Origin of the sequence: Salmonella sp. SAL00653 (genome assembly GCF_046552515.1) — a bacterium.
Classification (GTDB): domain Bacteria; phylum Pseudomonadota; class Gammaproteobacteria; order Enterobacterales; family Enterobacteriaceae; genus Salmonella; species Salmonella enterica.
In genome coordinates this window covers 90,797-116,466 of record NZ_JBGDTY010000014.1, presented here as the reverse complement: position 1 = coordinate 116,466, position 25,670 = coordinate 90,797, and the positions used below count along the sequence as shown (strand labels likewise).

Genomic DNA, 25,670 nt, shown 5'->3' with positions numbered 1-25,670 from the left:
TTAGATGCATTTTGAATTTTTGTGTGTTAGTGCTTGCTTACTTCACAACTTAACAAGGAATAGTTCAGGCCGCGAATTTGCCGTTTCCGCAACGCTGATAAAAACTCCAACTCTGTTGCGGCAGTGCAAACCTCAGATCACCGGCGTGACGTTAACCGATTCTCCAGGAATACTGAATGGAACTACTGACTCAATTGCTGAATGCCCTGTGGGCTCAGGACTTTGAAACACTGGCCAATCCTTCCATGATTGGCATGTTATATTTTGTGTTATTTATGATTTTGTTTCTGGAAAATGGGCTGCTCCCTGCCGCCTTTTTGCCTGGCGACAGCCTGTTGATCCTGGTCGGCGTGCTGATCGCCAAAGGCGCGATGGGTTATCCACAAACCATTTTGCTGCTTACCGTCGCGGCCAGCCTGGGTTGCTGGGTCAGCTATATTCAGGGCCGCTGGCTGGGGAATACCCGCACCGTGCAAAACTGGCTCTCTCATCTCCCCGCACATTATCATCAACGCGCCCATCACCTTTTCCATAAACACGGCCTGGCGGCACTATTGATAGGCCGTTTTATCGCGTTTGTCAGAACGCTGCTGCCCACCATTGCCGGCATATCCGGTCTGAATAACGCGCGCTTTCAGTTCTTCAACTGGATGAGCGGCTTGTTGTGGGTGCTTATCCTGACGTCGCTGGGCTATCTGCTGGGCAAAACGCCCGTCTTTATGAAGTATGAAGATCAGTTAATGTCATGCCTGATGCTGCTGCCCGTGGTGCTGCTCTTTTTTGGCCTGGCGGGTTCACTGGTCATGCTGTGGAAAAAGAAGTATGGGAGCCGGGGATAACTTATGCTTAAACCACGCATAACTGCCCGACAACTCATTTGGATCAGCGCTTTTCTACTGATGCTGACCATACTCATGATGACGTGGTCAACGCTGCGTCAGCAAGAGTCGACGCTGGCCATTCGCGCGGTTAACCAGGGTGCCAGTATGCCAGACGGCTTCTCAGTTCTGCATCATCTGGATGCGAACGGCATTCATTTTAAAAGCATTACGCCTAAAAATGACATGTTGCTCATTACCTTCGATTCCCCTGCGCAAAGCGCCGCAGCAAAAACGGTACTGGATCAAACGTTACCACACGGTTATGTCGTCGCTCAGCAGGACGATGACAACGAAACGGTACAGTGGCTGTCCCGCTTACGGGAAAGCTCACACCGCTTTGGCTAATCTCCAGGAATCCGAATCATATCACTCACTTTGGTGATTTCATTGTTTAATGACTATGATTAATAAAGCGGTGTTTAACCCACCGCGTTATTATCGGGATCACCGCCCCGGACAACGGGTCCGAACATAAGGGAAAGTTCAGGAATGAAATACCGCATCGCTTTGGCTATCACGCTTTTTACACTTAGCGCCGGTAGCTACGCTAATTCGCTTTGTCAGGAAAAAGAGCAGGATATACAAAAGGAAATTAGCTACGCTGAAAAGCACAACAATCAGCGCCGTATTGAGGGTCTGAACAAGGCGCTCAGCGAAGTACGCGCCAATTGTACTGACAGCAAGCTGCGCGCCGAGCATCAGAAAAAGGTCGCAGAGCAAAAAGAAGAGGTAGCCGAACGCCAACGTGATTTAGCCGAGGCAAAAGCAAAAGGCGATGCGGATAAAATAGACAAACGTGAACGTAAGCTGGCCGAGGCTCAGGATGAGCTAAAAAAACTTGAGGCCAGAGACTACTAAATTAACGCCGAATGTAAATACTCACTCACCTGGAGAAAACTATGTCGAAAGATAACACTACGGAACATCTGCGCGCTGAGTTGAAATCCCTGACCGATACGCTTGAAGAAGTGCTGAGCTCTTCGGGCGAAAAGTCGAAAGAAGAGTTGAGTAAGATTCGTAGCAAAGCCGAGCGCGCGCTGAAAGAGAGCCGTTACCGCCTGGGCGAAACGGGTGATGTGATTGCCAAACAGACTCGCGTCGCCGCCGCCCGCGCCGATGATTATGTGCGCGAAAATCCCTGGACAGGCGTAGGCATTGGCGCCGCTGTCGGTCTGGTGTTGGGCGTACTGCTGACGCGTCGTTAATTATGGCGGACTCTCGACAGGCACAAGGACCAGGCAAAAGCGTACTGGGTATCGGGCAGCGGATTGTCACCATTATCGTTGAGATGGTGGAAACCCGGCTGCGACTGGCGGTAGTAGAACTGGAAGAAGAGAAAGCGAACCTCTTTCAGCTTTTGCTGATGGTAGGTCTTACCATGCTCTTCGCGGCGTTTGGCTTAATGAGCCTGATGGTTCTGGTCATCTGGGCTATCGATCCTCAGTACCGTTTGAACGCGATGATCGCTACCACAGTTGTGCTGTTAGTGCTTGCGCTAATCGGCGGCATCTGGACTTTGCGCAAAGCGCGTCAGTCCACGCTATTGCGCCATACGCGGCACGAACTGGCTAACGATCGGCAAATTCTGGAGGACGATCAGTCGTGAGCAGCAAAGGCGAACGCGAAAAACGTAAAGCGCTGCTTCTCAGTCAGATCCAGCAGCAACGGCTGGATCTGTCCGCCAGCCGTCGCGACTGGCTGGAGACCACCGGCGCGTACGATCGCGGCTGGAATACGGTGTTAAGCCTGCGCTCCTGGGCGCTGGTCGGTAGCAGCGTAATGGCCATCTGGACCATCCGTCATCCTAATATGTTGGTACGCTGGGCGAAACGCGGCCTGGGTATCTGGAGCGCCTGGCGCCTGGTAAAAACTACCCTCCGTCAACAACAGCTCCGCGGTTAATATCTTTTCTTTTATAGCATCGCGCCATCAGGTTATCACCTGGTGGCGCGATACTTTTATGCATATCGTCTCTTTAGCAATCACTCAAATTTTTTGAAAAAATTTGGCAATTTTCCTTGCTAACAATTCCTGCACGCCACGTTTATGATTCTCTCCAGCGATAACAATGATGCGCCAAACCGCGTCATTGCTCATGAAAATAGCAGCAGCCGCCGAATCGGCCCCCTGGAGAATAAGATGAAAAAATTAGAAGATGTTGGTGTACTGATAGCGCGTATTTTAATGCCAGTTCTGTTTATTACCGCAGGATGGGGAAAAATTAGCGGCTATGCGGGCACACAGCAGTATATGGAAGCGATGGGCGTACCAGGATTCCTGCTGCCGCTCACCATACTGCTTGAGTTCGGCGGCGGTCTGGCGATTCTGCTGGGGTTCCTCACCCGCACCACTGCGCTTTTCACCGCTGGTTTTACGTTGCTGACGGCATTGATCTTCCATAGCAATTTTGCAGAAGGTGTAAACTCGCTGATGTTTATGAAAAACCTGACCATTGCCGGCGGATTCTTATTACTGGCGTTAACCGGGCCTGGCGCGTTCAGCCTTGACCGTCTGCTGAATAAAAAGTGGTAAGCAATCTATACTCAATTAAAAAAGCGAGGGAATAGCGCCTCGCTTTTGTCATCTGAAGGAGAGAGACATGGGACAACTGCTCGATGGCGTCTGGCACGACACCTGGTATGACACCAAATCTTCCGGGGGGAAATTTCAGCGTTCAGCGTCGGCTTTCCGCAACTGGCTTACCGCTGACGGCACGCCCGGACCTTCCGGCGAAGGCGGATTCGCCGCAGAAAAAGATCGTTACCATCTGTACGTTTCCCTTGCCTGCCCCTGAGCGCATCGCACGCTCATTTTCCGTAAACTGAAAGGTCTGGAGCCGTTTATTCCGGTTTCCGTCGTGAATCCATTGATGCTGGAAAACGGCTGGACGTTTGATGATACTTTTCCGGCGGCCACCGGCGATACCCTCTATCAGCATGAATTTCTCTACCAGTTGTATCTGCACGCCGATCCACACTACAGCGGCCGCGTCACCGTACCGGTCTTATGGGATAAAAAAAATCATACTATCGTCAGCAACGAGTCCGCCGAAATCATTCGTATGTTTAACTCCGCCTTCAATGGGCTGGGCGCTAAAGCCGGGGATTACTATCCCCCCGCGCTGCAAAGCAAAATTGACGAGTTAAACGGCTGGATTTATGACAACGTTAATAACGGCGTTTATAAAGCAGGCTTCGCCACCAGCCAGCAAGCGTATGATGAAGCGGTAGACAAGGTATTTACTGCGCTGGCGCGCCTGGAACAGATTCTCGGACAGCACCGCTATCTGACGGGCGACCAGTTGACCGAGGCGGATATCCGCTTATGGACGACCCTGGTACGCTTTGATCCGGTTTACGTGACTCATTTCAAATGCGACAAATACCGAATCAGCGACTACCTGAATCTGTACGGTTTCCTGCGCGATATCTATCAAATACCGGGCATTGCTGAAACTGTTAATATGGACCATATTCGTCACCACTATTTCCGTAGCCATAAAACGATTAACCCCACGGGTATCATTTCTGTCGGACCGTGGCAGGATCTGCTCGAACCTCACGGGCGCGACGTGCGCTTTGGCTAATTTCAGGCGTCCTCCGGGACGCCTTATTAATAAATACCACAAATATTTACCAACATTTCATTCGCGGCTATTCTTAGTTTGATTACTTTAAAAACAAGTGATTGAACCATTATTGAGGCGAAAATGGATTGGTATTTAAAGGTTTTAAAAAATTATCTGGGATTTGGCGGCCGCGCGCGACGCAAAGAGTACTGGATGTTTATTCTGGTCAATATCATCTTTACCTTTGTGTTGGGCCTGCTGGACGCCATGCTTGGCTGGCAACGCGCCGGGGGTGAAGGCGTTCTGACCACCATTTACGGCGTTCTGATCTTTTTACCGTGGTGGGCCGTGCAGTTCCGTCGTCTGCATGACACTGACCGCTCCGCATGGTGGCTACTGTTGCTACTTATCCCCATTATCGGCTGGCTTATCATCATCGCGTTCAACTGCCAGAATGGTACGCCGGGCGACAACCGCTTCGGCCCCGATCCGAAACGCTTTTCCTGATGGCGGCGCGGCGCCGCTTTTAAAGCGCCGCGCGCTATTTATTTTCCGGCGAATAGCTTAGGTATTTCCCGCAGGCACCAGGCTTTTGCCTCCCCCATACTGTCGCGCCGCCAGGCCATAATAATATCGATTTCGCTGGTCGATTCCGGGCTGACCACGCGTAGCCGCCCTTCGGCAATATCCTGTTCCACCATCGAATATGGCATGGTCGCGACGCCAAGCCCGGCCAGCAGCTCCTGACGTTTATCTTCAATCGTGCTTACCGTCAGACGTGGCTGCTTATCCAGCAGTTGCACCGTTAATACCGGCCGCTCGCGCGCGGTATCCGCTACCGCTACGCCGCGGTATTTAACCCGCGTCACTTCCGAAAGCGGCTCCGGCTCCTGATGAATAGGATGGTCAGGCGCGGCGACATACACATTCATAAGCGTATACAACTTACGGGAGTTAATTTCCGACGACGATCGAAAATGCATATCCGGAGCGATGACGATATCCGCCCGTCCCTGCTCAAGCCGCTCCCATGCGCCAGCCAGTACTTCGGTAATCAATGAAAGCTGCGTATTGGCTTTAGCGGCCAGCCGGTCGATCAGCGGAAAAAAAGCAGGCGTCGGTACCAGAGCTTCAGTGACCAGCGTCAGATGAGTTTCCCAACCGCGGGCCAACGCTTCAGCATCCGTCGTTAACTTGTCTGCCGCTTCCAGCAATACCCGCCCGCGTTCCAGCAGCATACGTCCGACGTTGGTGAATTTTGTACGATGGCCGGAGCGATCGAACAGTACAACGTCCAACTCTTCTTCCAGCTTCTGCATGGTGTAACTCAGCGCGGAGGGCACCCGCCCCAACTCATCAGCCGCTGCGGCAAAACTGCCCCGGCGGTCAATGGCGTCCATCACACGCAATGCTTCAAGCGTCAGCGCTCTCTCTTTAGCCATAACGTTCTCATTCAGGAAATTTGAACATACCGGGCAGAATATCTGGCTAACAATGCAGCGTCCAGCCCCTTAACATAAAAGGAAGTAAAGAGAGGTTAATAACGATGATTACGACCCGAACCGCCAAACAATGTGGACAAGCAGACTACGGATGGCTACAGGCCCGCTATACCTTCTCCTTTGGACACTATTTCGACCCTACACTGCTGGGCTACGCGTCGTTGCGCGTACTGAACCAGGAAGTGCTGGCGCCGGGCGCCTCTTTTCAGCCTCGAACTTATCCAAAGGTGGATATTTTAAACCTGATTCTGGACGGCGAAGCGGAATACCGCGACAGCGACGGCAACCATGTACAGGCTAAAGCGGGCGAAGCGTTACTGCTCGCCGCGCAGCCGGGCATTAGCTACAGCGAACATAATCTCAGCAAAGTTAAGCCGTTAACCCGAATGCAACTGTGGCTTGACGCCTGTCCTGAACGGGAAAACACGCTGGTACAAAAAATCCCACTCCTGGCGGCGCAACAACAGCTTCTTGCCTCGCCCGACGGTGAGCAAAACAGCTTACAACTGCGCCAACAGGTCTGGGTACATCATATTACGCTGGAGAAAGGCGAATCGCTTAATTTCCAGCTTCACGGGCCGCGCGCCTATTTGCAATCGATTCACGGTACGTTCCACGCGATGACGCACAACGAAGAACGCGAGGCGTTAACCTGCGGAGATGGCGCATTTATTCGTGATGAACCTAACATTACGCTGGTTGCCGATACGCCGCTGCGCGCATTACTGGTAGATTTACCGGTGTAGCCAGCCAGAAAAGGAGTCGCAAGATGAGCAAAAAATCGGCGAAGAAACGTCAGCCCGTGGTAAAACCTGCCGTACAGGAGACGATGAGCGCCACTGTGCCGCTGGGCTATGAAGAGATGCTAACCGAACTGGAAGCCATCGTGGCGGACGCCGAAGCCCGGCTGGCAGAAGAAGAGGCCGCAGCCTGAAATCATGCCGGATGGCGACGCAAGCGCCCGCTCCGGCTGATAACAGGTAGACCCGATAAGCGCAGCGCCATCGGGCAACACGCTGCCCCGACGTCATGCCGGGGCGTGATTATTAATGCGCTTTACTGGCCATAATCTCGATGATCTGCTTGTCGGTCTGCTGCATTGAGCGACACGCCAGCGAACACAAATTCGCAATAGATTGTTCGACATTGTGCGCCACAATCCCTTCGTTTCCGGTCACCGCCGTATCATCCAACGCCATCAGTACGGCTTTCCACGCCGCCGACGCGCTGGTAGAGACTTTCATCGCGCAGCTATTCGACGCGCCATCGCAAATCATCCCGCTGACATCACCAATCATACTGCTGATAGCCATTGCGATAGTGTCGTAACGACCATCTATCAGCCACGCCATACCCGCTGCCGCGCCCATCGCCGCCGTAGTTGCCGCGCACAGCGCCGACAAACGCGGAAGCTGATGGTGAATATAGATAGCGCTCAAATGCGATAACATGAGCGCGCGCGCCAGGCGTTCGTCATCGGCGCCGACATGTTCAGCAACCACCATGACTGGCACCGTGGCGGTAATCCCCTGGTTGCCGGAGCCGGAGTTGCTCATCGCGGGCAACGTGGCGCCGCCCATTCTGGCGTCTGACGCCGCGCTGGTACGGATCAAAATCGCCGTGGAGAGATCTTTCGCCAGCAGACCGCGATCGCACTGTTTGGCCAGCGTCGAACCAATATGCAGCCCCCAGGAACCACGCAGTCCCTCCTGCGACAACGCGCCGTTTAGCCTCGCCGCATCGAGAATAAAGCGGATAGCGTCAAAGGGCACCGCATTCACAAACGCCAGGATCTCTTCCAGCGAGGTATGAGACAGCACTCCCAGTGGCGAGGTTTTTTCTTCTTCCTGCGCATTATCGGCCTGGGTAAATACCACGCCCTTGTCGGTTTCTATCCGCACAATGTTTGTATGATCGCCGACGATCGTGACACATGCCCAGCTATCGCCGCTATACACTTTCGCCCGTGAAAACAGGATATCGTTACATGGCTCCTGCAACATCACTGCGACATGTCCGGCGGCCAGCATCGCTTTTGCATCGGCAACGGCTTTAGCGGAAGCGTCTTTTAACACCTCCAACCCGGCTTTCGCATCACCGCCCAACACGCCAAGCGCCGCGGCGATCGGTAGCCCTACCATTCCCGTTCCTGGAACGGTAACGCCCATACCATTTTTCATCAGATTAGGCGAAACCCACGCGTCAATGCGTTCAACTGTGCCGTCAAGTTCAGCCGCCGCCGCCGCTGCCGCCAGCGCCAGTGAAATTGGCTCAGTACACCCCAGCGCCGGTTTTACTTCTTCCTGTACGGCCAGGATAAAACTTTGCCACAATGGATTTATTTTAGATTCAAACATAACAACAACCTTAATCTCAGGTATATCAAGAGAATGCCAGGAACGGAGAAACGCATAGCAGCAGACCGGTAATAATAATCAGGTACAACGAAGCGCCTTTATATTTGTGCAATGCGGGAACCTTGTAGACCAACCATGCCGGAATTAAACAGCCCACCATACCGAAGATAGGGCTACAAATAGAGGTGAAGCTCAGTACCGGCGCATTGAGCACAATGGCGCTCCAGGCCAGCAAAATAGCGAAAATCATAATGCCGCGCTGTACCAGATTTTCCTTAATCTTCTCGGCGGGCATTTTGCGGCGCAGGATATTCATCACAATGCCTTGCGTCGCTTCGCGGAATCCTAAATAAACGCCAAAGAAGGCGGTCATGACGGCAAAGATGTTCAGAATTACGCTAACCACTTTGACCCAGCCAGCGCCATCGCCGCTAATAAATTGCGCGGCGATCGCCAGGGCGGAAATATTCTGCTCGTAGGCTTTCACCGCTTCGTCATGCCCCATCGCCAGGGTGAAGGAAACCGCATAGAAAAATACGGTAACGAACAGGATGCCAAACGCGATATTCATGGCACGCAGCGCTTTATGGCGTGCGACCTCAATAGATTTTTCGCGTGAACGGTAAGAGATCACCATTGGGCTTAACGTCTGGATAAATAAAATCGAGGTCAGCGTAAATGGCAGGGTAATAATGGCGTTTTTAATCAGCAGGGCCATCGGCGGCAGCGCGCCAATGTTATACAGATGCCACATACCCACCATAGAGACGCCCAGCGCCGCCACTACCAGTAGCTTGGTCAGCACCATGCCGGTGGAGATTTTGGACAGTAATTTTTCACCGCGTGAGGAAATCGCTACCAGGATGCAGATCAGCACCAGACCATAAAATGGACTATCGGAAAGCAATCCTTCCGTTACGCCGAAAGTATGCAGATAAGAGGCGCTGTCGTTAGTAATCGCCGTAGAATAGACGAACATCCAGATGACGAGCATCACAAAGTACAGCGCGCCTAATAAAATACCCCAGTTTTTGCCCAGATAGCCGCTGATCACGCTGGGGTAGTCTTTACATTCCGGGGATTCCGCCAGCGTATTAATAAACAGCCGCTGGAACAGGTACATGGCCGGATAGCCAATAATAGAAGAGAGTAAAAAGACCCAAAGTCCCATCAGGCCAACCTGGACAGGAAGAAAAACGATCCCTGCGCCGATCGCCATCCCGATACTCATAATAACCCAACCGGTGTCGGTACTATCAAATTTGATGGCTTCACGCCATTCGCTTTCTGTCATCCCTGCCCGACGCGCCGGGGCTGATGCGTCGAGGATTACGCTGGTATTACTAGCCGATTCCATAGAATTCTCGCTCAATGTGTAGGTAGAGGTTTTTTTATTTTTCGTGCCGCAGCAAGGCGATATGCAGAACGTGAGGTGCAGGTACTTTCTTGTAATAAGAAAATCATACGCGCACGATAAGAGAAAAACTTACCAATAAAACGCCTGCATTTCTTGTGGGTTAAGAATTATTTTCTATTTACTATTTATTTAATATTGTTATTTTCTCTATTTGACGCGTATCACAACAAAAAATGGCGCACTTTGGTGCGCCCTTTTCTCAGCTTCTGTCTTCTGCGTTATCCCATAGCCTGCTCACTCTGCGCCTGTCGGGCCTATCCACAAACGACTTTAATCGCCAGACCGCCGCGCGACGTCTCGCGATATTTGTCGTTCATGTCTTTACCCGTTTCGTACATGGTTTCGATCACTTTATCGAGCGAAACCCGCGGCTCAGAGGTACGGCGTAGCGCCATTCGCGCCGCATTCACCGCTTTAACGGCGTTAATCGCATTACGTTCAATACAAGGGATTTGTACCTGACCCGCCACCGGGTCACAGGTGAGGCCAAGGTTATGCTCCATCGCAATTTCCGCCGCAATACAGACCTGCGCCGGGCTGCCGCCCAGCAGTTCTGTCAGCCCCGCCGCCGCCATCGAACACGCGACGCCAACCTCGCCCTGACACCCCACTTCCGCGCCGGATATCGAGGCGTTCATCTTGTACAGCATGCCAATCGCCCCCGCCGACAGCAGATAGCGGGCGATAGAGTTGGCATTGACCGGACGACGGAATTTGTCGTAATAGGCCAGCACCGCGGGAATAATGCCGCACGCGCCGTTGGTCGGCGCGGTGACCACTCGCCCGCCCGCCGCGTTCTCTTCGCTCACGGCCAGGGCGAACATGTTAATCCAGTCGATGACGTTCATCGGATCGCGGGAGAGATTATCGCTGGAGACCAGCAGACGCCGTAACGCTACCGCGCGGCGTGGAACGTTCAGCGGCCCCGGCAGCACGCCCTCAGTATTCATGCCACGTTCAATTCCGGTCGCCATCACCTGCCAGATGCGGGCAAAGCCAGCGTCAATCTGCTCTTTGCTCCGCAACGCCAGTTCATTTTGCATCATCAGGCCGGAAACCGAGAGCCCCTGCCTTTCACACAGCGTCAACAGTTCGCTGGCGGAATGAAAATCATACGGCACCGATTTTTCTACGTCGTGCGACTGGCCAAAGCGTTCCTCTTCGACAATAAAGCCGCCGCCAATAGAGTAATACGTTTTGTGTAAAAGCGGCGTTTGTCCGTGCCAGGCGGTAATACGCATACCGTTTTCATGGCGCGCCAGGGTTTCAGCGTGAAAGAAAATACTGTCGGCGACGGGAAAATCCACCACATGCGCGCCACCCGCCACCGATAAACGGCTGATGCGGGCAACCTCCTGGATAAACGCCGGAATGCTATCAATATTGACATCCTGCGGCGTATTGCCCGCCAGGCCCATAATGACGGCGGTATCGGTCGCGTGGCCTTTGCCCGTCAGCGATAGCGATCCGTAAAGATCAACCGTGATGCGCGTCGTTCGCGGCAGGTCGCCGCTGTCGATCAGCCGATCGATAAAACATTTTCCTGCATTCATTGGCCCTACGGTATGGGAGCTTGAAGGTCCAATGCCAATCTTAAAAATATCAAATGCGCTAATCATATCTCCCCCTAAGATTACCGTTCAGTGAAGATCCGTCGCGGGGCGATCCACACGATCGCCCCGTTCACGTTACATCGCCTGAGTAAAGGTGCGCGAAATAACGTCCTGTTGCTGCTCACGAGTCAGCGCATTGAAGCGCACGGCATAGCCGGAAACGCGGATCGTCAGGTTCGGGTAGTTTTCCGGATGTTCAATCGCATCCAGCAACATTTCACGGTTCATGACATTGACGTTCAGATGCTGCCCGCCTTCTACCTGTGCTTCATGATGGAAATAACCGTCCAGCAGGCCGACAAGATTGGTTTTCCGCACCGCATCTTCTTTCCCGAGCGCCGCAGGCACAATCGAGAAGGTGTACGAAATACCGTCTTTGGCGTAGGTAAACGGCAGTTTCGCCACCGACGTCAGCGAGGCCACCGCCCCTTTGCGGTCACGACCATGCATCGGGTTCGCCCCCGGCGCGAACGGCGTTCCGGCGCGGCGTCCATCCGGCGTATTGCCGGTCTTCTGCCCGTACACGACGTTCGAGGTGATGGTCAAAATGGACTGCGTCGGCACCGCATTGCGATACGTCGGCAACACGCTAATTTTTTGCATAAAGCGTTTCACCAGGTCGCAGGCGATGCTGTCCACGCGCTCATCGTTGTTGCCGTACTGCGGATACTCGCCTTCAATAGCAAAGTCGATGGCAAGGCTGTTTTCGTCGCGGATCGGCTTCACCTGAGCGTACCTGATGGCGGACAGGGAATCCGCCGCCACCGACAGTCCGGCGATGCCGCACGCCATCGTCCGATACACATCACGGTCGTGCAGCGCCATCAGCGAAGCTTCATAGCTGTACTTATCGTGCATGTAGTGAATGATGTTCAGCGCGCTAATGTACTGCACCGCCAGCCAGTCCATAAAGTGGTCGAGGCTCTCCATTACCGCGTCGTAATCCAGCACCTCATCCATTAATGGCGCGGTTTTCGGCCCAACCTGGATTTTCAGTTTCTCATCAACGCCGCCATTGATAGCGTACAGCAACGTTTTGGCAAGGTTGGCGCGCGCGCCGAAGAACTGCATCTGCTTACCGATGACCATCGGGCTGACGCAACAAGCGATGGCGTAATCGTCGCTGTTAAAGTCGGTACGCATTAAATCGTCGTTTTCATACTGCAAAGATGAGGTCACGATGGAGACCTGCGCAGCATATTTCTTGAATGCCACCGGCAACGCTTCTGACCACAGTATGGTCAGGTTCGGCTCCGGCGCTGGTCCCATCGTGTGCAGGGTATGCAGATAACGGAAGGAGTTTTTCGTCACCAGAGTGCGGCCATCGAGCCCCATCCCTCCAATAACTTCGGTGGCCCAGATCGGATCGCCGGAAAAGAGCGAATCAAATTCCGGCGTGCGCAGGAAGCGCACCATGCGGATCTTCATGATGAAATGGTCGATCAGCTCCTGCGCCTGCTGCTCTGTCAGAAGGCCCGCGTTGAAATCGCGCTCAATGTAGATATCAAGGAACGACGCGGTTCTTCCCAGCGACATTGCACCGCCATTTTGCGATTTTACCGCTGCCAGGTAGGCGAAGTAGAGCCACTGTACCGCTTCCTGCGCGTTCCGCGCCGGGCGGGAGATATCATAGCCGTATTTCGCCGCCATCTCCTGCATTTGCAGCAGCGCGCGACGGTGCTCCGCCAACTCCTCACGCAGGCGAATCGTCGCCTCAAGATTCTGTCCCTGCTCCAGATTCGACTGCAGGTCGGCGAATTGCAGCTCGCGTTCGCGTACCAGATAACGGATGCCATACAGCGCGACGCGACGATAATCGCCAATAATGCGCCCGCGACCATAACCATCCGGCAAACCGGTTAATACGCCGGATTTACGGCAGCGCAGCATATCCGGCGAGTAAACATCGAATACGCCCTGATTATGGGTTTTCCGCAGGTCGGTAAAGGTATATTCAAAATCGGCGTCCATTTCGCGGCCATAAGCGTGGAATGAACTTTTGATCATGTTAACGCCGCCAAACGGATGCAAAGCGCGTTTAAGCGGCTTATCCGTTTGTAAACCGACGATTTTTTCCAGATCTTTTTCAATATACCCCGCATCGTGCGCGGTAATCGTCGTCGCGATGTTGGTATCGAAATCCACCGGCGCATGGGTCGCGTTCTCGATACGTATTCCCGCCATCACCTTTTCCCACAACGCCGTGGTCGCTGGCGTCGCGTCGGCGAGAAAAGATTCATCCCCCTCATAGGGCGTATAGTTATGCTGAATAAAATCACGGACATTAATTTCTTCTTTCCAGTCCGTACCTTTAAAATCACGCCATGCTTCGGCATACAGCATATCGCTGGTATCGATATTTACCTTCATGAAAAATAATCTCTCTACAGAACAGCCGTTAAGTTATGCAAATTCCACTGGTGCTTTCACGTTGCCTAAATGAATGGCATCAAGGGCAATCATTTTCTCTTCATTCGTGGGAATAACAGCGCAAATAACCTGAGAAGGGTTAGCGGAAATAATGCGCTCGCCGTGAGAATTCGGCTGCTTATTCATTTCAACGTCTAACGTAAGCCCCAGCACGCCCAGATGTTCAATGACCAACTGGCGAATTAATACTGAATTTTCACCAATACCGCCGGTAAAAATAATGCCATCCAGCCGATGTAACGATGCCGCGTGTCCGGCAATGTGACGGGCGATACGGTGGACAAACGTTTTTATCGCTAACCGGGCGCGCTCATGTCCTTCGTGCCAGGCTTTTTCCAGGACTCTAAGGTCGGATGACAACCCGGAGATGCCGAGCAAACCGGACTCTTTATTCACCACTCGCTCCAGATCGCTCAACGTCTGCCCGGTTTCTTTAGCTATCCACGCCATCGCGCCGAAATCAACGTCGCCACTGCGAGTGCCCATCATCAGCCCCTCAAGCGGCGTCATCCCCATTGAGGTATCCACGCTCTGACCATTGCGTACCGCGCAGATAGACGCCCCATTGCCCAGATGCGCGACAATCAGACCCGAGTTTTTTTCATCGAGGTCAAGCAGTTCATACGCGCGCCGCGAAACATAGCGATGCGACGTACCGTGAAAGCCGTAGCGACGCACACCCAGGCTGGAAAAATATTCCCACGGCAATCCGTACAAATAGGCTTCCGGCGCCAGCGTCTGGTGGAAACTGGTATCAAATACCGCCACCTGACGCACGGCCGGGAAAAGGTGCCGCGCCGCGTCAATGCCGCTTAAATTAGCGTAATTATGCAGCGGCGCTAAAGGTGATACCCGACGAATATTATCGATAATCTCATCGGTAATAATGACGGACTGCGTAAATAGCTCTCCACCGTGCGCGATACGGTGACCAATTAATGCCACGCTATCCGTTAAATCACGTTTTTCCAGCTCAAAGGCAATGGCTTTTAACGCGTCCTCATAATTAGAGTGCGCGAGGTTTATCGGCTTATCGCCATTAATAGATAAAAAGGCGTTTTCAGTATTCATTCCATCTGCTATTCCCGCCATTAAAACATCACAGGTAGCGACATCCAGTACAGAGAATTTGATAGAAGATGATCCGCAATTAATGACCAGAACGACCGGAAATTCATTCATGTAGTGCCTCCGTCGATGTCAGCCTGCGTCCGCGCCCTGGGGCGGAACGCAGGCTAAACGTGAGGATTAGAACAATTTGTAGACAATATTCAGGATGGTCAGCAGACCAATCAGGGTGACGAACACGTTATCCAGACGACCACGGTACTTCGCCAGCGACGGCGCTTTACGAATGGCGTACATCGGCAGCAGACATAACAGCGAGGCGATAATCGGCGCGCCCATCGCTTCAATCAGGTCCAGAATGTTCGGGTTTGCGTAAGCTACGACCCAGGTAGACCCCATAATGAAGATCATGCTGATGGTGTTAAGCTTGCCCATAGAGACTTTGGTTTTATCGCCTTTATAACCGAATTTCAGCACCAGGCCGTTCAGCCCTTCCAGCGTCCCCAGGTAGTGACCGAAGAAAGATTTGAAAATAGCAACCAGCGCGATGATAGACGCGCCATACTCCAGCACCGTTGCAAAAGTGGATTTTGTCCCCGACAAAGAGGCGAAATGGTTGGCCAGGTAGGAAAGTACCGGAATGTTCTGCGCTTTCGCATCCGCCATGTTCTGCGGAGAGAGCGTAAACAGGCAGCTAAAGGCGAAGAACATCACCACGGCGACCATCAGCATACTGGCGCGCGAGATGATCTGTGAACATTTACGCTCGGTAAATTCGCGGCCAAACTCTTTCTCATACTCTTCCCGCTTAGACACCACGAAGGAAGAGACGATGGGCGAAAAGTTAAAGGAGAACACCATGATAGAGATGCCCAGCCACACCGTAACCAGTATGCCATCGTGCCCGGTCAGCGCGATATTACTGAGATCAACCTGATCGATAACCGCCGAGTTCCAGTAAGGAATCAGCGATAATGAGATTAGCACCAGGCTGGCGATAAACGGCCATACCAGGTAACTCATCACCTTAACCATCAGATCTTTACCAAACCAGATCACAAAGGCCATCAGCAGCAGCAAGAACAGCGCCACGAAACCGCGATTCAACGCTGGCATCTGCAACTGGTTTTCCCAAAATGTCATGAACGTGTTAGTGATGGTGACGCCATAAATCCACAGCAGCGGACAAATCGCAAAGAAGTAAAGGAACGTGATAACTACCCCGCCCGTTTTACCAAAGTGCTCTTCGACCGTTTCCGTAATATTGCCGGACGGATTAGATCCGGATAAACACAGACGCGCCAGCGCCCGGTGACAATAGAACGCAATGGGGTAAGCTAAAACCAGCATCAGCAGAATGGGGATAAGCCCGCCAAACCCGGCGCGGATAGGGAAAAACAGCACCCCGGCGCCAATGGCGGTACCAAATAAACCCAGCGTCCACGTCGTGTCCGATTTACGCCATGACGACTGTTTTGCCTGGCTGGATACAATGCTATCAGTAGTACTCATATCCTATCCTCACGAAAAGATTAAGCGTCAACTAAACCCGTAATTTGTGATACCCGAGAAAGATCGATATTGCCGCCAGAAATAATACTGACCGTTTTTCTGTTCTGAATATGGCTATCTAATTTCCCACTTAATAGTGCGGCGCAAGCCAGAGCTCCAGCGCCTTCAGTAATAACCTTATTGCGCTGAATTAAAGCGATCATGCTGTTACGAATTTCATCTTCGCTAACCAGGACAATGTCATCGACTAATTCACGAACGATTTCATAGGTTAAATTACCCGGGCGGGAGACATCACAACCATCCGCCAGGGTGCTGGTCGTTCGGTGCGTGGTTATTTCGCCAGCATAATAAGACGCCGCCATACCGTGAACATTTTCGGCCTGTACGCCGATAACTTTAATGGTCGGGTTAATCGATTTAATCGCAATGGCAATACCTGCAATTAAACCGCCGCCGCCAATAGGCACGATGACATTATCGACATCGTACAGATCTTCCATAATTTCCAGACCAATAGTGCCCTGTCCGGCAATGACTTTTGGATCGTCGTAAGGCGGAATAAAAATGCGGCCTTCGGTTTCGACAATTTCACTCACCTTAGCGATGGTGTCATTGAAGTTGTCACCGTGGAGCACCACTTCCGCCGAATAATCACAGGTGGCCACCACTTTTGACTTTGGCGCGCCCTTCGGCATCACGACTTTGCCGTCAATACCCAGCATTGCGCAAGAAAGAGAAACGCCCTGTGCATGATTACCTGCGGAACAGGCCACGACGCCTTTACGTTTTTCCGCCTCCGTTAACGAGCTAAGTTTGTTAAAAGCGCCACGAATTTTAAATGAACCCGTACGCTGCATATTTTCAAACTTGAGAAATATTTCGCCTTTGCAACGTTCACTAAAATAGTTAGAGCGAGGCATTCCCGTTTTATATATCTTCCCCGCCAGTCTTTTTTTCGCTTCGAGGATATCTTCAATTGCAACCGGGAGATCGTATGTAATGTGCATTATAACCTCTTAACCTGGGTATTAAAAATAAGTTACCGTTGCCCACTGTTCAAAAGAAACAGGTGACGTCAATTTCGCTAAATATGTTTATTCCATATCATTCAATTTCTATTAACTGCCTGCGTCTGCATCCATTATATGATGAATATTGTTTAGCCAATTCTACTAATACTGAAGCGGCTTTTTTGATACGATAATTTTTAGACCATACCGCCGCATAACGTGCGACGGGTAACGTGTCTTGTATGGGTATCGTGATAAATTGATTAGAGCCAAAAGGCGTGGTCATATCGCAGGGAATAACAGTTAAGAAATCAGCATTGAGAACAAGATTATATATTGTGACGACGGAATCTGTTTTAACAATGTTTTCGATGCTGATGCCATTTCGTTGTAGAGTGGTGAGTAATTCGCTGTAGTAGCCCATATTCGTTTGCGGCAACACCCACTGTTCGTCTTTTAACGATTCCAGTGTGATGGTGCCGGTGCATGTTCGGGACTTGCTGGCTACCAAGACAAACTCTGATTCAAACAGCGGCTCGACATGCAGATCCTGTAGCTGCATTTCATTACTGAGCGTACCGATAGCAAAGTCCAGCCGCCCGTCGCGCAGGGCCGGCAGAAATGAAGAGAGCTGGGCTTCGTACATGGATACCTGCGCTTTTGGAAAGACCTCTTTGAACTTATGAATCATATCGGACATGAAGGTAAAGCCAATCAGCGAAGGAAAGCCAAACGAGACGTCGACAACGGTATTGCACGTCATACTGTTCATCTCGTTGATCATGTTTTTCATTTCGCGGGTGATAGATTCAGACCAGGAAAGCAGTACCTGTCCCGCTTCGGTCAACGTAACGCCGGTATTTTTACGTACAATTAGCTCAACGCCAAAATAGGCCTCAACATCGCTAATGATTTTACTGACGGCGGGTTGGGTTAACCCTAACGATTTTGCGGCAGAACCGATAGAACCACTTCTAATGACTTCCTGAAAGACCACCAAATGCTGTGTTTTAGGGAGAACAAGAGTATTCATATCTACCGCTCTGAAATAACATTGTGAACGGCAGGAAGTGTAGCAAATTAAATCTTAAAGGTTATGTGCGACCACTCACAAATTAACTTACCACAATTTTTACATGGTTTTTATTAAATAAAGAAAACCTGATATTTCAATATGTTACAAAAATAAAGCAGTAACTTAGCCTGATTTCAATCAAAAAACAGGGGCGGGATAACGATATATTATGGCGATAACCAGCCTATTTTATCTCCTATTTTTGATATCCCATGAAGACGATATTTCAATCAATTACGGGACATTTTATCGGCAATTCCAGCGTTAAATTTAAAGCATAATTTCTCAAATTTAAGTATAAACCGAAGGTAAATGCGCTTAAAAACCGTTACGCATCACATTTTTTTACCTTATTTGTTTGTAAAGAAACATTTAATAAAATTTTAACCAAAATATTTCATACATTTAATTTTCATTTACAACAAATAATTTACACCGCTTTCTTGCTGTTTTTCAGGATGTAATTTTGTGAAAGAAATCGATTGCTTTTCACTTCAACTAAAAATAGCGCAATCCATAGCGTTTTGTGTTTCTCATCACAAAAACGAATAATATTATGTCACCACGGCTGTCAATTAATTGCCGGATGGTGACGCTGGCGTCTTCTGCAACCTCTATACCCTTCACCGGCCTGATAAGCAAAAACCCGCCGAAGCGGGTTTTATGAAGAAGTGAAGCTGACCGATAAGCCGGGTTCTGTCGTGGACAGTCATTCATCTAGGCCAGCAATCGCTCACTGGCTCAAGCAGCCTACCCGGGTTCAGTACGGGCCGTACCTTATGAACCCCTATTTGGCCTTGCTCCGGGTGGAGTTTACCGTGCCACGGACTGTTACCAGCCGCGCGGTGCGCTCTTACCGCACCCTTTCACCCTTACCTGATCCCACTTGCGTGGGCCATCGGCGGTTTGCTCTCTGTTGCACTGGTCGTGGGTTTCCCCCCCAGGCGTTACCTGGCACCCTGCCCTATGGAGCCCGGACTTTCCTCCCCTCCGCCCGTCTCCCCGAAAGGACGACGACGAAGCGGCGACTGTCTGGTCAGCTTCGGCGCGCAGTATAGAGGGTTCGCGCGACTTTGTCACCCTGCGCTGCGCATTCCTATCGCCAGAGCGGCAGCAACATTTCTGGATGCCCGATAAATATTGTCAAAAGCGCCCCGAAAAGCCTCCTCCAGCGTCACGATGCGCGTGAGTACGCTAAAGACAGCGTCGATGCCATAATGATGCACTATCCCTACATCGTGCGTCAGGTTGCCGGCAATGCCAATCACTGGCTTATGATATTTTTTCGCCACATTCGCGACGCCAATCGGCACTTTACCGCGAATACTTTGGCTATCAATCCGCCCTTCTCCCGTCACCACCAGCGTACAGTCGTGGATATGCTCCTCCAGGTTCAGTGCCGCCGTGACAATTTCGATCCCGCTGCGTAATTCCGCACCGAGAAAAGCCATTAACGCCGCCCCCATACCGCCTGCCGCGCCTGCGCCGGGCGCCGCCTTTACGTCGACATTCAGCGATTTTTTTATGATGTCGGCATAGTGAGCAAGATTTCTGTCCAGCTCAACAATGTTCTCTTCGGTCGCGCCTTTCTGCGGCCCAAAAATTCGTGATGCGCCGTTGTCGCCGATCAGAGGATTAGAGACATCGCAAGCGACACGAATCGCGCAGAGTTTTAAACGGGGATCGAGCTCTAAAATATCAATGTCGCTTAGACAATGAAGGCTTCCGCCACCGTAACCGATATCCGCGCCGTTTGCATCGCGCAGTTTTGCGCCTAACGCCTGCATCATCCCCGCACCGCCGTCATTTGTCGCGCTGCCGCCAATGCCGATAATGATATTGCTTGCGCCGCTTTCCAGCGCCTGCAATATCAGCTCCCCCGTTCCCCGCGAGGTAGTAATCAAAGGGTTGCGTTTTTCTGGTGGAACCAGCGCCAGTCCGCTGGCCGCCGCCATTTCAATAAACGCGGTTTTACCATCCCCGGACATTCCCCAGCAGGCTTTCACTTTTTCACCCAACGGCCCGGTCACCCATGCGGCGCGTTCAACGCCCTGCGTCGCGGCAATCATGGCTTCGACCGCTCCTTCGCCGCCATCGGCAACCGGAACAGAGACATATTGCGCATCGGGGAAAATTTCCCGAAATCCTTTTTCTATCGCCTGCGCTACCTCGGCGGCAGAAAGGCTTTCTTTATAGGAGTCGGGGGCAATTACGATTTTCATAGTGGTAGCCTGTTACTGCACAACGCCGGATGGCGTTTCACTTATCCAGCCTGAAATTCAGGCCCGGATCGCTACACGCCATCCGGGCACAACGTCGTTAGCGAGTGACTTCCACTTTCGCCAGTTTTTCGTAGTAGCACGCCAGCGCGCTATGGTCGTCATTACCGTGTCCATCCGCGCGTAACGCCTGCATCATTTCCATAACGGCGGCGGTCAGCGGGAGCTGCGCGCCAACGCCGTGGGAGGTATCCAGCGCATTCGCCAGATCTTTAATGTGCAGATCGATACGGAAACCTGGTTTAAAGTTTCGGTCCATGACCATCGGCGCTTTCGCATCCAGTACCGTGCTGCCAGCCAGACCGCCGCGAATCGCCTGATAGACCAGATCCGGGTTGACGCCCGCTTTAGTCGCCAGCGTCAGCGCTTCAGACATGGCGGCGATATTCAACGCCACGATCACCTGGTTAGCCAGTTTTGTGACGTTGCCTGCGCCGATATCGCCGGTATGCACCACGGAACCCGCCATCGCTTTCATCAGGTCGTAGTACTTGTCGAAAATGGCTTTATCGCCCCCCACCATCACCGACAGCGTGCCATCAATCGCCTTCGGCTCGCCGCCGCTGACCGGCGCATCCAACATCTCAACGCCCTTCGCCTTCAGCGCATCGCTGATTTCACGGCTTGCCAGCGGCGCGATAGAACTCATATCAATCAATACGGTTCCCGGCTTCGCGCCTTCGATGATACCGTTCTCGCCCAGCGCAACCTCTTTCACATGCGGAGAGTTAGGCAGCATCGTGATGATGACGTCACACTGTTCAGCGATCGCCTTCGCCGTAGAGGCCGTTTCCGCGCCTGCGGCAATGACGTCAGCAATCGCTTCAGGATTACGATCGGACACCACCAGCGAATACCCTGCTTTCAGTAAGTTTTTGCTCATGGGCTTACCCATGATGCCTAAGCCAATAAAGCCAACTTTCATCGTCATAGCGTTCTCTCTTTCCATACCAGGATTATTTTTTAAAGGTGTCGGCAAGCTTCTGCGTGCTGGCGCGGAAGGCGCCTAAATCGCTGCCAACGGCGACAAAGGTCGCGCCCCATTCCAGATAACGGCGGGCATCCGCCTCTACCGGCGCCAGAATGCCGCACGGTTTACCGTGCGCTTTAGCGCGGGCGAAAATATGTTGAATCGTCTGCTGCACGTCAGGGTGAGAAGCATTGCCGAGATGACCCAGCGCAGCGGCCAAATCGCTTGGGCCGACAAAAATGCCATCAACGCCTTCCGTTGCGGCGATGGCATCAACATTGTCGACACCCAACTGGCTTTCGATTTGAACAATAATGGTGATGTTTTTGTTCGACTGCGCAAAGTAATCAGGCACCGTACCGAACATATTCGCGCGGTGAGAAACGGAGACGCCGCGAATGCCTTCCGGCGGGTAACGCGTCGAGGCGACGGCGCGAGCCGCTTCCTCTTGCGTTTCAACAAAGGGGATCAGGAAATTATAAAACCCAATATCCAGCATCCGTTTGATAATGACCGGTTCATTGGTTGGCACACGTACCACAGGCGCGCTGGCGCTGCCTTTCAATGCCATTAGCTGCGGAATTAAGGTGGTCACATCGTTCGGCGCATGTTCGCCATCCAGCACCAGCCAGTCAAATCCCGCCAGACCGAGAACTTCGGTGGTGATTGGGCTTGCCAGTGCAGACCAGCAGCCAATCTGCACCTGTTGCGCCGCCAGCGCCGCTTTAAACTTATTCGGGAAAATAGCGTTATTCATCGCTTATACCTTCGCTTATTTCTTTAATTCTCTACATGTGATGCCGCCACCATAACTTATAGCAACGACAATAAAATGCTTATCTGAAATCAGAATGGGTCTCCGCATTCTATTTCTAATGTGGTACACATCCTGTAGCACAATATACCGTTCTGATATCTTTATCGTCTTTTATTATTATCATGGTATTTTCAAATAACTCGTCAGATACACTGAATTCGCCATTCAGTATAAACAGCCTATGGCGGATAATCATTGTGCAAACGCTCATTAAAAAGGGATTATTTAACGCTTATTTTTGAGCATACGCCCATGATACTGGGCGCTAATGCACACATTTACGCTTTACCCGGGCTGCATAAAAAATTTCATAATTTGCGGTGATCTGGATCACATTCTTATATTTATACTCCTGTCATTCTTATTTCATTATGCATGAGCTTTATTTCTTATATTGAGATTTAACGATTTAACCATAACCAAAATAGATAATCCTATTTCTATCATCCAGGCTGGAGAATGTTGAACAATGGCCAATATCGAAATTCGCTAGGAATCGCCATCGGCGTTTTATATAAAAATACATGAAACCGATAATGTCGCAATTATTGTTAATGACCACGGCCTTAAAGCCGGAACACGTTTTCCGGATGGCCTGGAACTGACTGAACATATTCCGCAAGGCCATAAAGTCGCTCTGACGGATATCCCCGCTCACGGCGAAATCATCCGTTATGGCGAAGTCATCGGTTATGCGGTACGCGACATCCCGCGCGGAAGCTGGATCGACGAGTCGCTGGTTGAACTGCCAAAAGCGCCGCCGCTGAATACGCTACCGCTGGCGACCAAAGTACCGGAACCGCTGCCGCCGCTGGAAGGCTATACGTTTGAGGGCTATCGTAACGCCGATGGCAGCGTCGGCACCAAAAATCTGCTTGGCATTACCACCAGCGTGCACTGTGTGGCGGGCGTGGTCGATTATGTGGTGAAAGTGATTGAGCGCGATCTCCTGCCCAAATACCCGAATGTCGATGGCGTTGTAGGGCTAAACCATCTGTACGGCTGCGGCGTGGCAATCAACGCGCCGGCGGCGGTCGTGCCGATTCGCACGATTCATAATATCGCGCTCAACCCCAATTTTGGCGGCGAAGTGATGGTGATTGGCCTCGGTTGCGAAAAACTGCAGCCGGAACGGCTGCTGGAAGGCACCGAGGATGTTCCCGCCATCGCCGTTGAAAGCGCCAGTATTGTGCGTTTACAGGACGAGCAGCATGTCGGCTTTAAATCAATGGTCGACGATATTTTGCGGGTCGCCGAACGCCATCTGACGAAACTGAACCAGCGCCAGCGCGAAACCTGCCCGGCCTCCGAGCTGGTCGTCGGGATGCAATGCGGCGGCAGCGATGCGTTTTCTGGCGTCACGGCAAACCCGGCGGTGGGTTATGCTTCCGATCTGCTGGTACGCTGCGGCGCGACCGTCATGTTCTCGGAGGTCACCGAAGTGCGCGATGCCATTCATCTTCTGACGCCGCGCGCCATCAACGAAGCCGTGGGTAAACGCCTGCTGGATGAAATGGCCTGGTACGATAACTACCTTGATATGGGGAAAACCGATCGCAGCGCTAACCCGTCCCCTGGCAACAAAAAAGGCGGCCTGGCGAATGTGGTGGAAAAAGCGTTGGGCTCTATCGCTAAATCGGGTAAGAGCGCCATTGTCGAAGTATTGTCGCCGGGCCAGCGCCCCACCAAACGCGGCCTGATTTACGCCGCGACGCCCGCCAGCGATTTCGTCTGCGGCACGCAGCAGGTCGCTTCCGGCATTACCGTACAGGTCTTTACCACCGGACGCGGCACGCCGTACGGGCTGATGGCGGTGCCGGTCATTAAAATGGCGACGCGTACCGAGCTGGCGAACCGCTGGTATGACTTAATGGATATCAATGCAGGCACCATCGCCACGGGTGAAGAGACAATCGAAGATGTGGGCTGGAAGCTATTTCACTTTATTCTCGATGTCGCCAGCGGCCGGAAAAAGACTTTCTCGGACCAGTGGGGCCTACATAACCAACTGGCGATATTTAACCCGACGCCAGTGACCTGATCCAGTCAGTACCCTTCTCCGAGCAGGGTATAACCGCATAATCTGTAGACCGGGTAAGCGCCAGCGCTACCCGGTATTTTTTCGCCCTTAGTCTGTAGCCTGAAGTATGTCTGCCCGACATGCTTTTTTTACGCCTAACTTTCGATAGCTTCCATTTTATTTCGAAACTTTCATTTATCAGATCAAAATCACAAAAAAACATTCCAAAAGCCTATAAATTCTTTCAAAGAAAACAAACGAAAGATTTCGGAGGAAGGATGTTTATCATTTCAGGCAGAACAATGCTAAAGAAGGCGCAGCAGGAAGGCTATGCTGTGCCGGCGTTTAACATCCACAACCTGGAGACATTGCAAGTGGTGGTGGAAACCGCCGCAGAATTGCGCTCTCCGCTGATTGTCGCCGGTACGCCAGGCACCTTTAGCTACGCAGGCGTCGGTAATATCGTGGCTATCGCCGCAGAACTGGCGAAAAGCTGGAATCATCCTCTCGCGGTACATCTCGATCATCATGAAAAACTGGCCGACATCAAAATGAAAGTCGCCGCCGGGGTACGCTCGGTCATGATCGACGGGTCGCATTTCCCCTTTGCCGACAATATTGCGCTGGTGAAAAGCGTGGTTGATTACTGTCATCGCTACGATGTCAGCGTTGAAGCTGAACTTGGGCGTCTCGGCGGGCAGGAAGACGATCTTATCGTTGACGGTAAAGATGCGCTTTATACCCATCCGGAACAGGCCCGGGAATTTGTAGAAAAAACGGGTATCGACTCGTTAGCCATTGCTATCGGCACCGCTCACGGCCTCTACACCGCTGAACCAAAACTTGATTTTGAACGACTGACGGAAATTCGTCAGCGGGTTGATGTCCCCTTAGTCCTTCACGGCGCCTCTGGCCTGCCGACCCGCGATATTACCCGCGCTATTTCGCTGGGCATCTGCAAAGTTAACGTCGCGACCGAGCTTAAAATCGCCTTTTCCGGCGCGCTTAAAAACTATTTAACGCAACACGCAGAGGCCAGCGATCCCCGCCATTACATGATCCCGGCGAAAGCGGCCATGAAAGAGGTTGTACGTAAAGTGATTGCCGACTGCGGTTGTGAAGGGAAGCTCTAAAGCCCCCGGATTTAG

General features: G+C 51.9%; 24 protein-coding genes, 1 other RNA gene and 1 pseudogene. 13 read left to right on the top strand and 13 right to left on the bottom strand.

Annotated elements, in window-relative coordinates:
• The first annotated feature begins 176 nt into the window (after window positions 1-176).
• The 9 genes and pseudogenes from yqjA (at window position 177) to ACLJRU_RS16550 (ending at window position 4,956) form a co-directional block, all read left to right on the top strand.
• Complete coding sequence (gene yqjA / locus ACLJRU_RS16590; RefSeq protein ID WP_023235306.1) at window positions 177-839, top strand: DedA family general envelope maintenance protein YqjA; 663 nt, start codon at window positions 177-179, stop codon at window positions 837-839.
• A gap of 3 nt (window positions 840-842) precedes the next feature.
• Window positions 843-1,226 carry an EnvZ/OmpR regulon moderator MzrA gene (mzrA, locus tag ACLJRU_RS16585; protein WP_000917516.1) on the top strand — a complete coding sequence of 128 codons (384 nt, stop codon included), beginning with the start codon at window positions 843-845 and terminating at the stop codon, window positions 1,224-1,226.
• A 144-nt stretch (window positions 1,227-1,370) separates the two neighbouring features.
• Window positions 1,371-1,739 carry a DUF1090 domain-containing protein gene (locus ACLJRU_RS16580; RefSeq protein ID WP_000877300.1) on the top strand — a complete coding sequence of 123 codons (369 nt, stop codon included), beginning with the start codon at window positions 1,371-1,373 and terminating at the stop codon, window positions 1,737-1,739.
• A 41-nt stretch (window positions 1,740-1,780) separates the two neighbouring features.
• On the top strand, window positions 1,781-2,086 hold the full coding sequence (locus tag ACLJRU_RS16575; RefSeq protein ID WP_000031219.1) for a YqjD family protein: 306 nt from the start codon (window positions 1,781-1,783) through the stop codon (window positions 2,084-2,086).
• Window positions 2,087-2,088: 2 nt separating this feature from the next.
• Window positions 2,089-2,487, top strand: coding sequence for a phage holin family protein (locus ACLJRU_RS16570; protein ID WP_000785626.1), 399 nt, complete (start codon window positions 2,089-2,091; stop codon window positions 2,485-2,487).
• Window positions 2,484-2,783 carry a YqjK-like family protein gene (locus tag ACLJRU_RS16565; RefSeq protein ID WP_000095496.1) on the top strand — a complete coding sequence of 100 codons (300 nt, stop codon included), beginning with the start codon at window positions 2,484-2,486 and terminating at the stop codon, window positions 2,781-2,783. The genes ACLJRU_RS16570 and ACLJRU_RS16565 overlap by 4 nt, the downstream gene beginning before the upstream one ends.
• Before the next feature lie 237 nt (window positions 2,784-3,020).
• The gene (locus tag ACLJRU_RS16560; protein WP_001592732.1) at window positions 3,021-3,413 is read left to right on the top strand and encodes a DoxX family protein; all 393 of its coding nucleotides are present in this window, start codon (window positions 3,021-3,023) and stop codon (window positions 3,411-3,413) included.
• Window positions 3,414-3,480: 67 nt separating this feature from the next.
• Window positions 3,481-4,467: pseudogene (locus tag ACLJRU_RS16555) on the top strand (glutathione S-transferase family protein).
• A gap of 123 nt (window positions 4,468-4,590) precedes the next feature.
• A complete protein-coding gene (locus ACLJRU_RS16550; RefSeq protein WP_000384139.1) occupies window positions 4,591-4,956 on the top strand; it encodes a DUF805 domain-containing protein in 366 nt (121 codons plus the stop codon).
• Between the two features lie 38 nt (window positions 4,957-4,994).
• On the opposite strand, the gene yhaJ is transcribed toward ACLJRU_RS16550, so the two are convergent.
• Entirely contained in the window at window positions 4,995-5,891 is an 897-nt protein-coding gene (gene yhaJ / locus ACLJRU_RS16545) for a DNA-binding transcriptional regulator YhaJ (protein WP_001540945.1), read from the bottom strand.
• A gap of 104 nt (window positions 5,892-5,995) precedes the next feature.
• On the opposite strand from yhaJ, the gene ACLJRU_RS16540 reads away from it, so the two are divergent.
• Both ACLJRU_RS16540 and ACLJRU_RS16535 read left to right on the top strand, forming a co-directional pair.
• The gene (locus ACLJRU_RS16540) at window positions 5,996-6,697 is read left to right on the top strand and encodes a pirin family protein (RefSeq protein ID WP_000633554.1); all 702 of its coding nucleotides are present in this window, start codon (window positions 5,996-5,998) and stop codon (window positions 6,695-6,697) included.
• A 23-nt stretch (window positions 6,698-6,720) separates the two neighbouring features.
• Window positions 6,721-6,885, top strand: a complete 165-nt coding sequence (locus ACLJRU_RS16535) for a hypothetical protein (protein ID WP_000039327.1) — start codon at window positions 6,721-6,723, stop codon at window positions 6,883-6,885.
• A 112-nt stretch (window positions 6,886-6,997) separates the two neighbouring features.
• On the opposite strand, the gene ACLJRU_RS16530 is transcribed toward ACLJRU_RS16535, so the two are convergent.
• The 12 genes from ACLJRU_RS16530 to garL form a co-directional block, all read right to left on the bottom strand.
• The gene (locus tag ACLJRU_RS16530; protein ID WP_000463087.1) at window positions 6,998-8,308 is read right to left on the bottom strand and encodes a serine dehydratase subunit alpha family protein; all 1,311 of its coding nucleotides are present in this window, start codon (window positions 8,306-8,308) and stop codon (window positions 6,998-7,000) included.
• 25 nt (window positions 8,309-8,333) lie between these two features.
• Window positions 8,334-9,665, bottom strand: a complete 1,332-nt coding sequence (locus ACLJRU_RS16525) for an amino acid permease (protein WP_023235963.1) — start codon at window positions 9,663-9,665, stop codon at window positions 8,334-8,336.
• Window positions 9,666-9,979: 314 nt separating this feature from the next.
• Window positions 9,980-11,344: an L-serine ammonia-lyase gene (tdcG, locus tag ACLJRU_RS16520; RefSeq protein ID WP_000622078.1), complete on the bottom strand. Its 1,365-nt coding sequence runs from the start codon at window positions 11,342-11,344 to the stop codon at window positions 9,980-9,982.
• A 69-nt stretch (window positions 11,345-11,413) separates the two neighbouring features.
• Window positions 11,414-13,708, bottom strand: coding sequence for a formate C-acetyltransferase (pflB, locus tag ACLJRU_RS16515; protein ID WP_023235309.1), 2,295 nt, complete (start codon window positions 13,706-13,708; stop codon window positions 11,414-11,416).
• 33 nt (window positions 13,709-13,741) lie between these two features.
• Window positions 13,742-14,950, bottom strand: a complete 1,209-nt coding sequence (gene tdcD / locus ACLJRU_RS16510; protein ID WP_001001855.1) for a propionate kinase — start codon at window positions 14,948-14,950, stop codon at window positions 13,742-13,744.
• A 66-nt stretch (window positions 14,951-15,016) separates the two neighbouring features.
• Window positions 15,017-16,348, bottom strand: a complete 1,332-nt coding sequence (gene tdcC / locus ACLJRU_RS16505; protein WP_000108129.1) for a threonine/serine transporter TdcC — start codon at window positions 16,346-16,348, stop codon at window positions 15,017-15,019.
• Window positions 16,349-16,368: 20 nt separating this feature from the next.
• A complete protein-coding gene (gene tdcB / locus ACLJRU_RS16500; protein WP_410957182.1) occupies window positions 16,369-17,358 on the bottom strand; it encodes a bifunctional threonine ammonia-lyase/L-serine ammonia-lyase TdcB in 990 nt (329 codons plus the stop codon).
• 97 nt (window positions 17,359-17,455) lie between these two features.
• Window positions 17,456-18,394 carry a transcriptional regulator TdcA gene (tdcA, locus tag ACLJRU_RS16495; protein WP_001094910.1) on the bottom strand — a complete coding sequence of 313 codons (939 nt, stop codon included), beginning with the start codon at window positions 18,392-18,394 and terminating at the stop codon, window positions 17,456-17,458.
• A gap of 711 nt (window positions 18,395-19,105) precedes the next feature.
• Window positions 19,106-19,480, bottom strand: an RNA gene (rnpB, locus tag ACLJRU_RS16490) — RNase P RNA component class A.
• A gap of 32 nt (window positions 19,481-19,512) precedes the next feature.
• Window positions 19,513-20,658 (bottom strand): glycerate 2-kinase, encoded by a 1,146-nt coding sequence (gene garK, locus ACLJRU_RS16485; RefSeq protein WP_023235311.1) that lies wholly within the window; start codon window positions 20,656-20,658, stop codon window positions 19,513-19,515.
• 97 nt (window positions 20,659-20,755) lie between these two features.
• Entirely contained in the window at window positions 20,756-21,646 is an 891-nt protein-coding gene (gene garR, locus ACLJRU_RS16480) for a 2-hydroxy-3-oxopropionate reductase (RefSeq protein ID WP_000178106.1), read from the bottom strand.
• Window positions 21,647-21,671: 25 nt separating this feature from the next.
• Window positions 21,672-22,442: a 2-dehydro-3-deoxyglucarate aldolase gene (garL, locus tag ACLJRU_RS16475; protein WP_001057715.1), complete on the bottom strand. Its 771-nt coding sequence runs from the start codon at window positions 22,440-22,442 to the stop codon at window positions 21,672-21,674.
• Between the two features lie 574 nt (window positions 22,443-23,016).
• On the opposite strand from garL, the gene garD reads away from it, so the two are divergent.
• Together garD and ACLJRU_RS16465 are read left to right on the top strand one after the other, a co-directional pair.
• The gene (garD, locus tag ACLJRU_RS16470) at window positions 23,017-24,543 is read left to right on the top strand and encodes a galactarate dehydratase (protein WP_223557645.1); all 1,527 of its coding nucleotides are present in this window, start codon (window positions 23,017-23,019) and stop codon (window positions 24,541-24,543) included.
• 257 nt (window positions 24,544-24,800) lie between these two features.
• Complete coding sequence (locus tag ACLJRU_RS16465) at window positions 24,801-25,655, top strand: tagatose bisphosphate family class II aldolase (protein ID WP_000469979.1); 855 nt, start codon at window positions 24,801-24,803, stop codon at window positions 25,653-25,655.
• Window positions 25,656-25,670 lie beyond the last annotated feature (15 nt).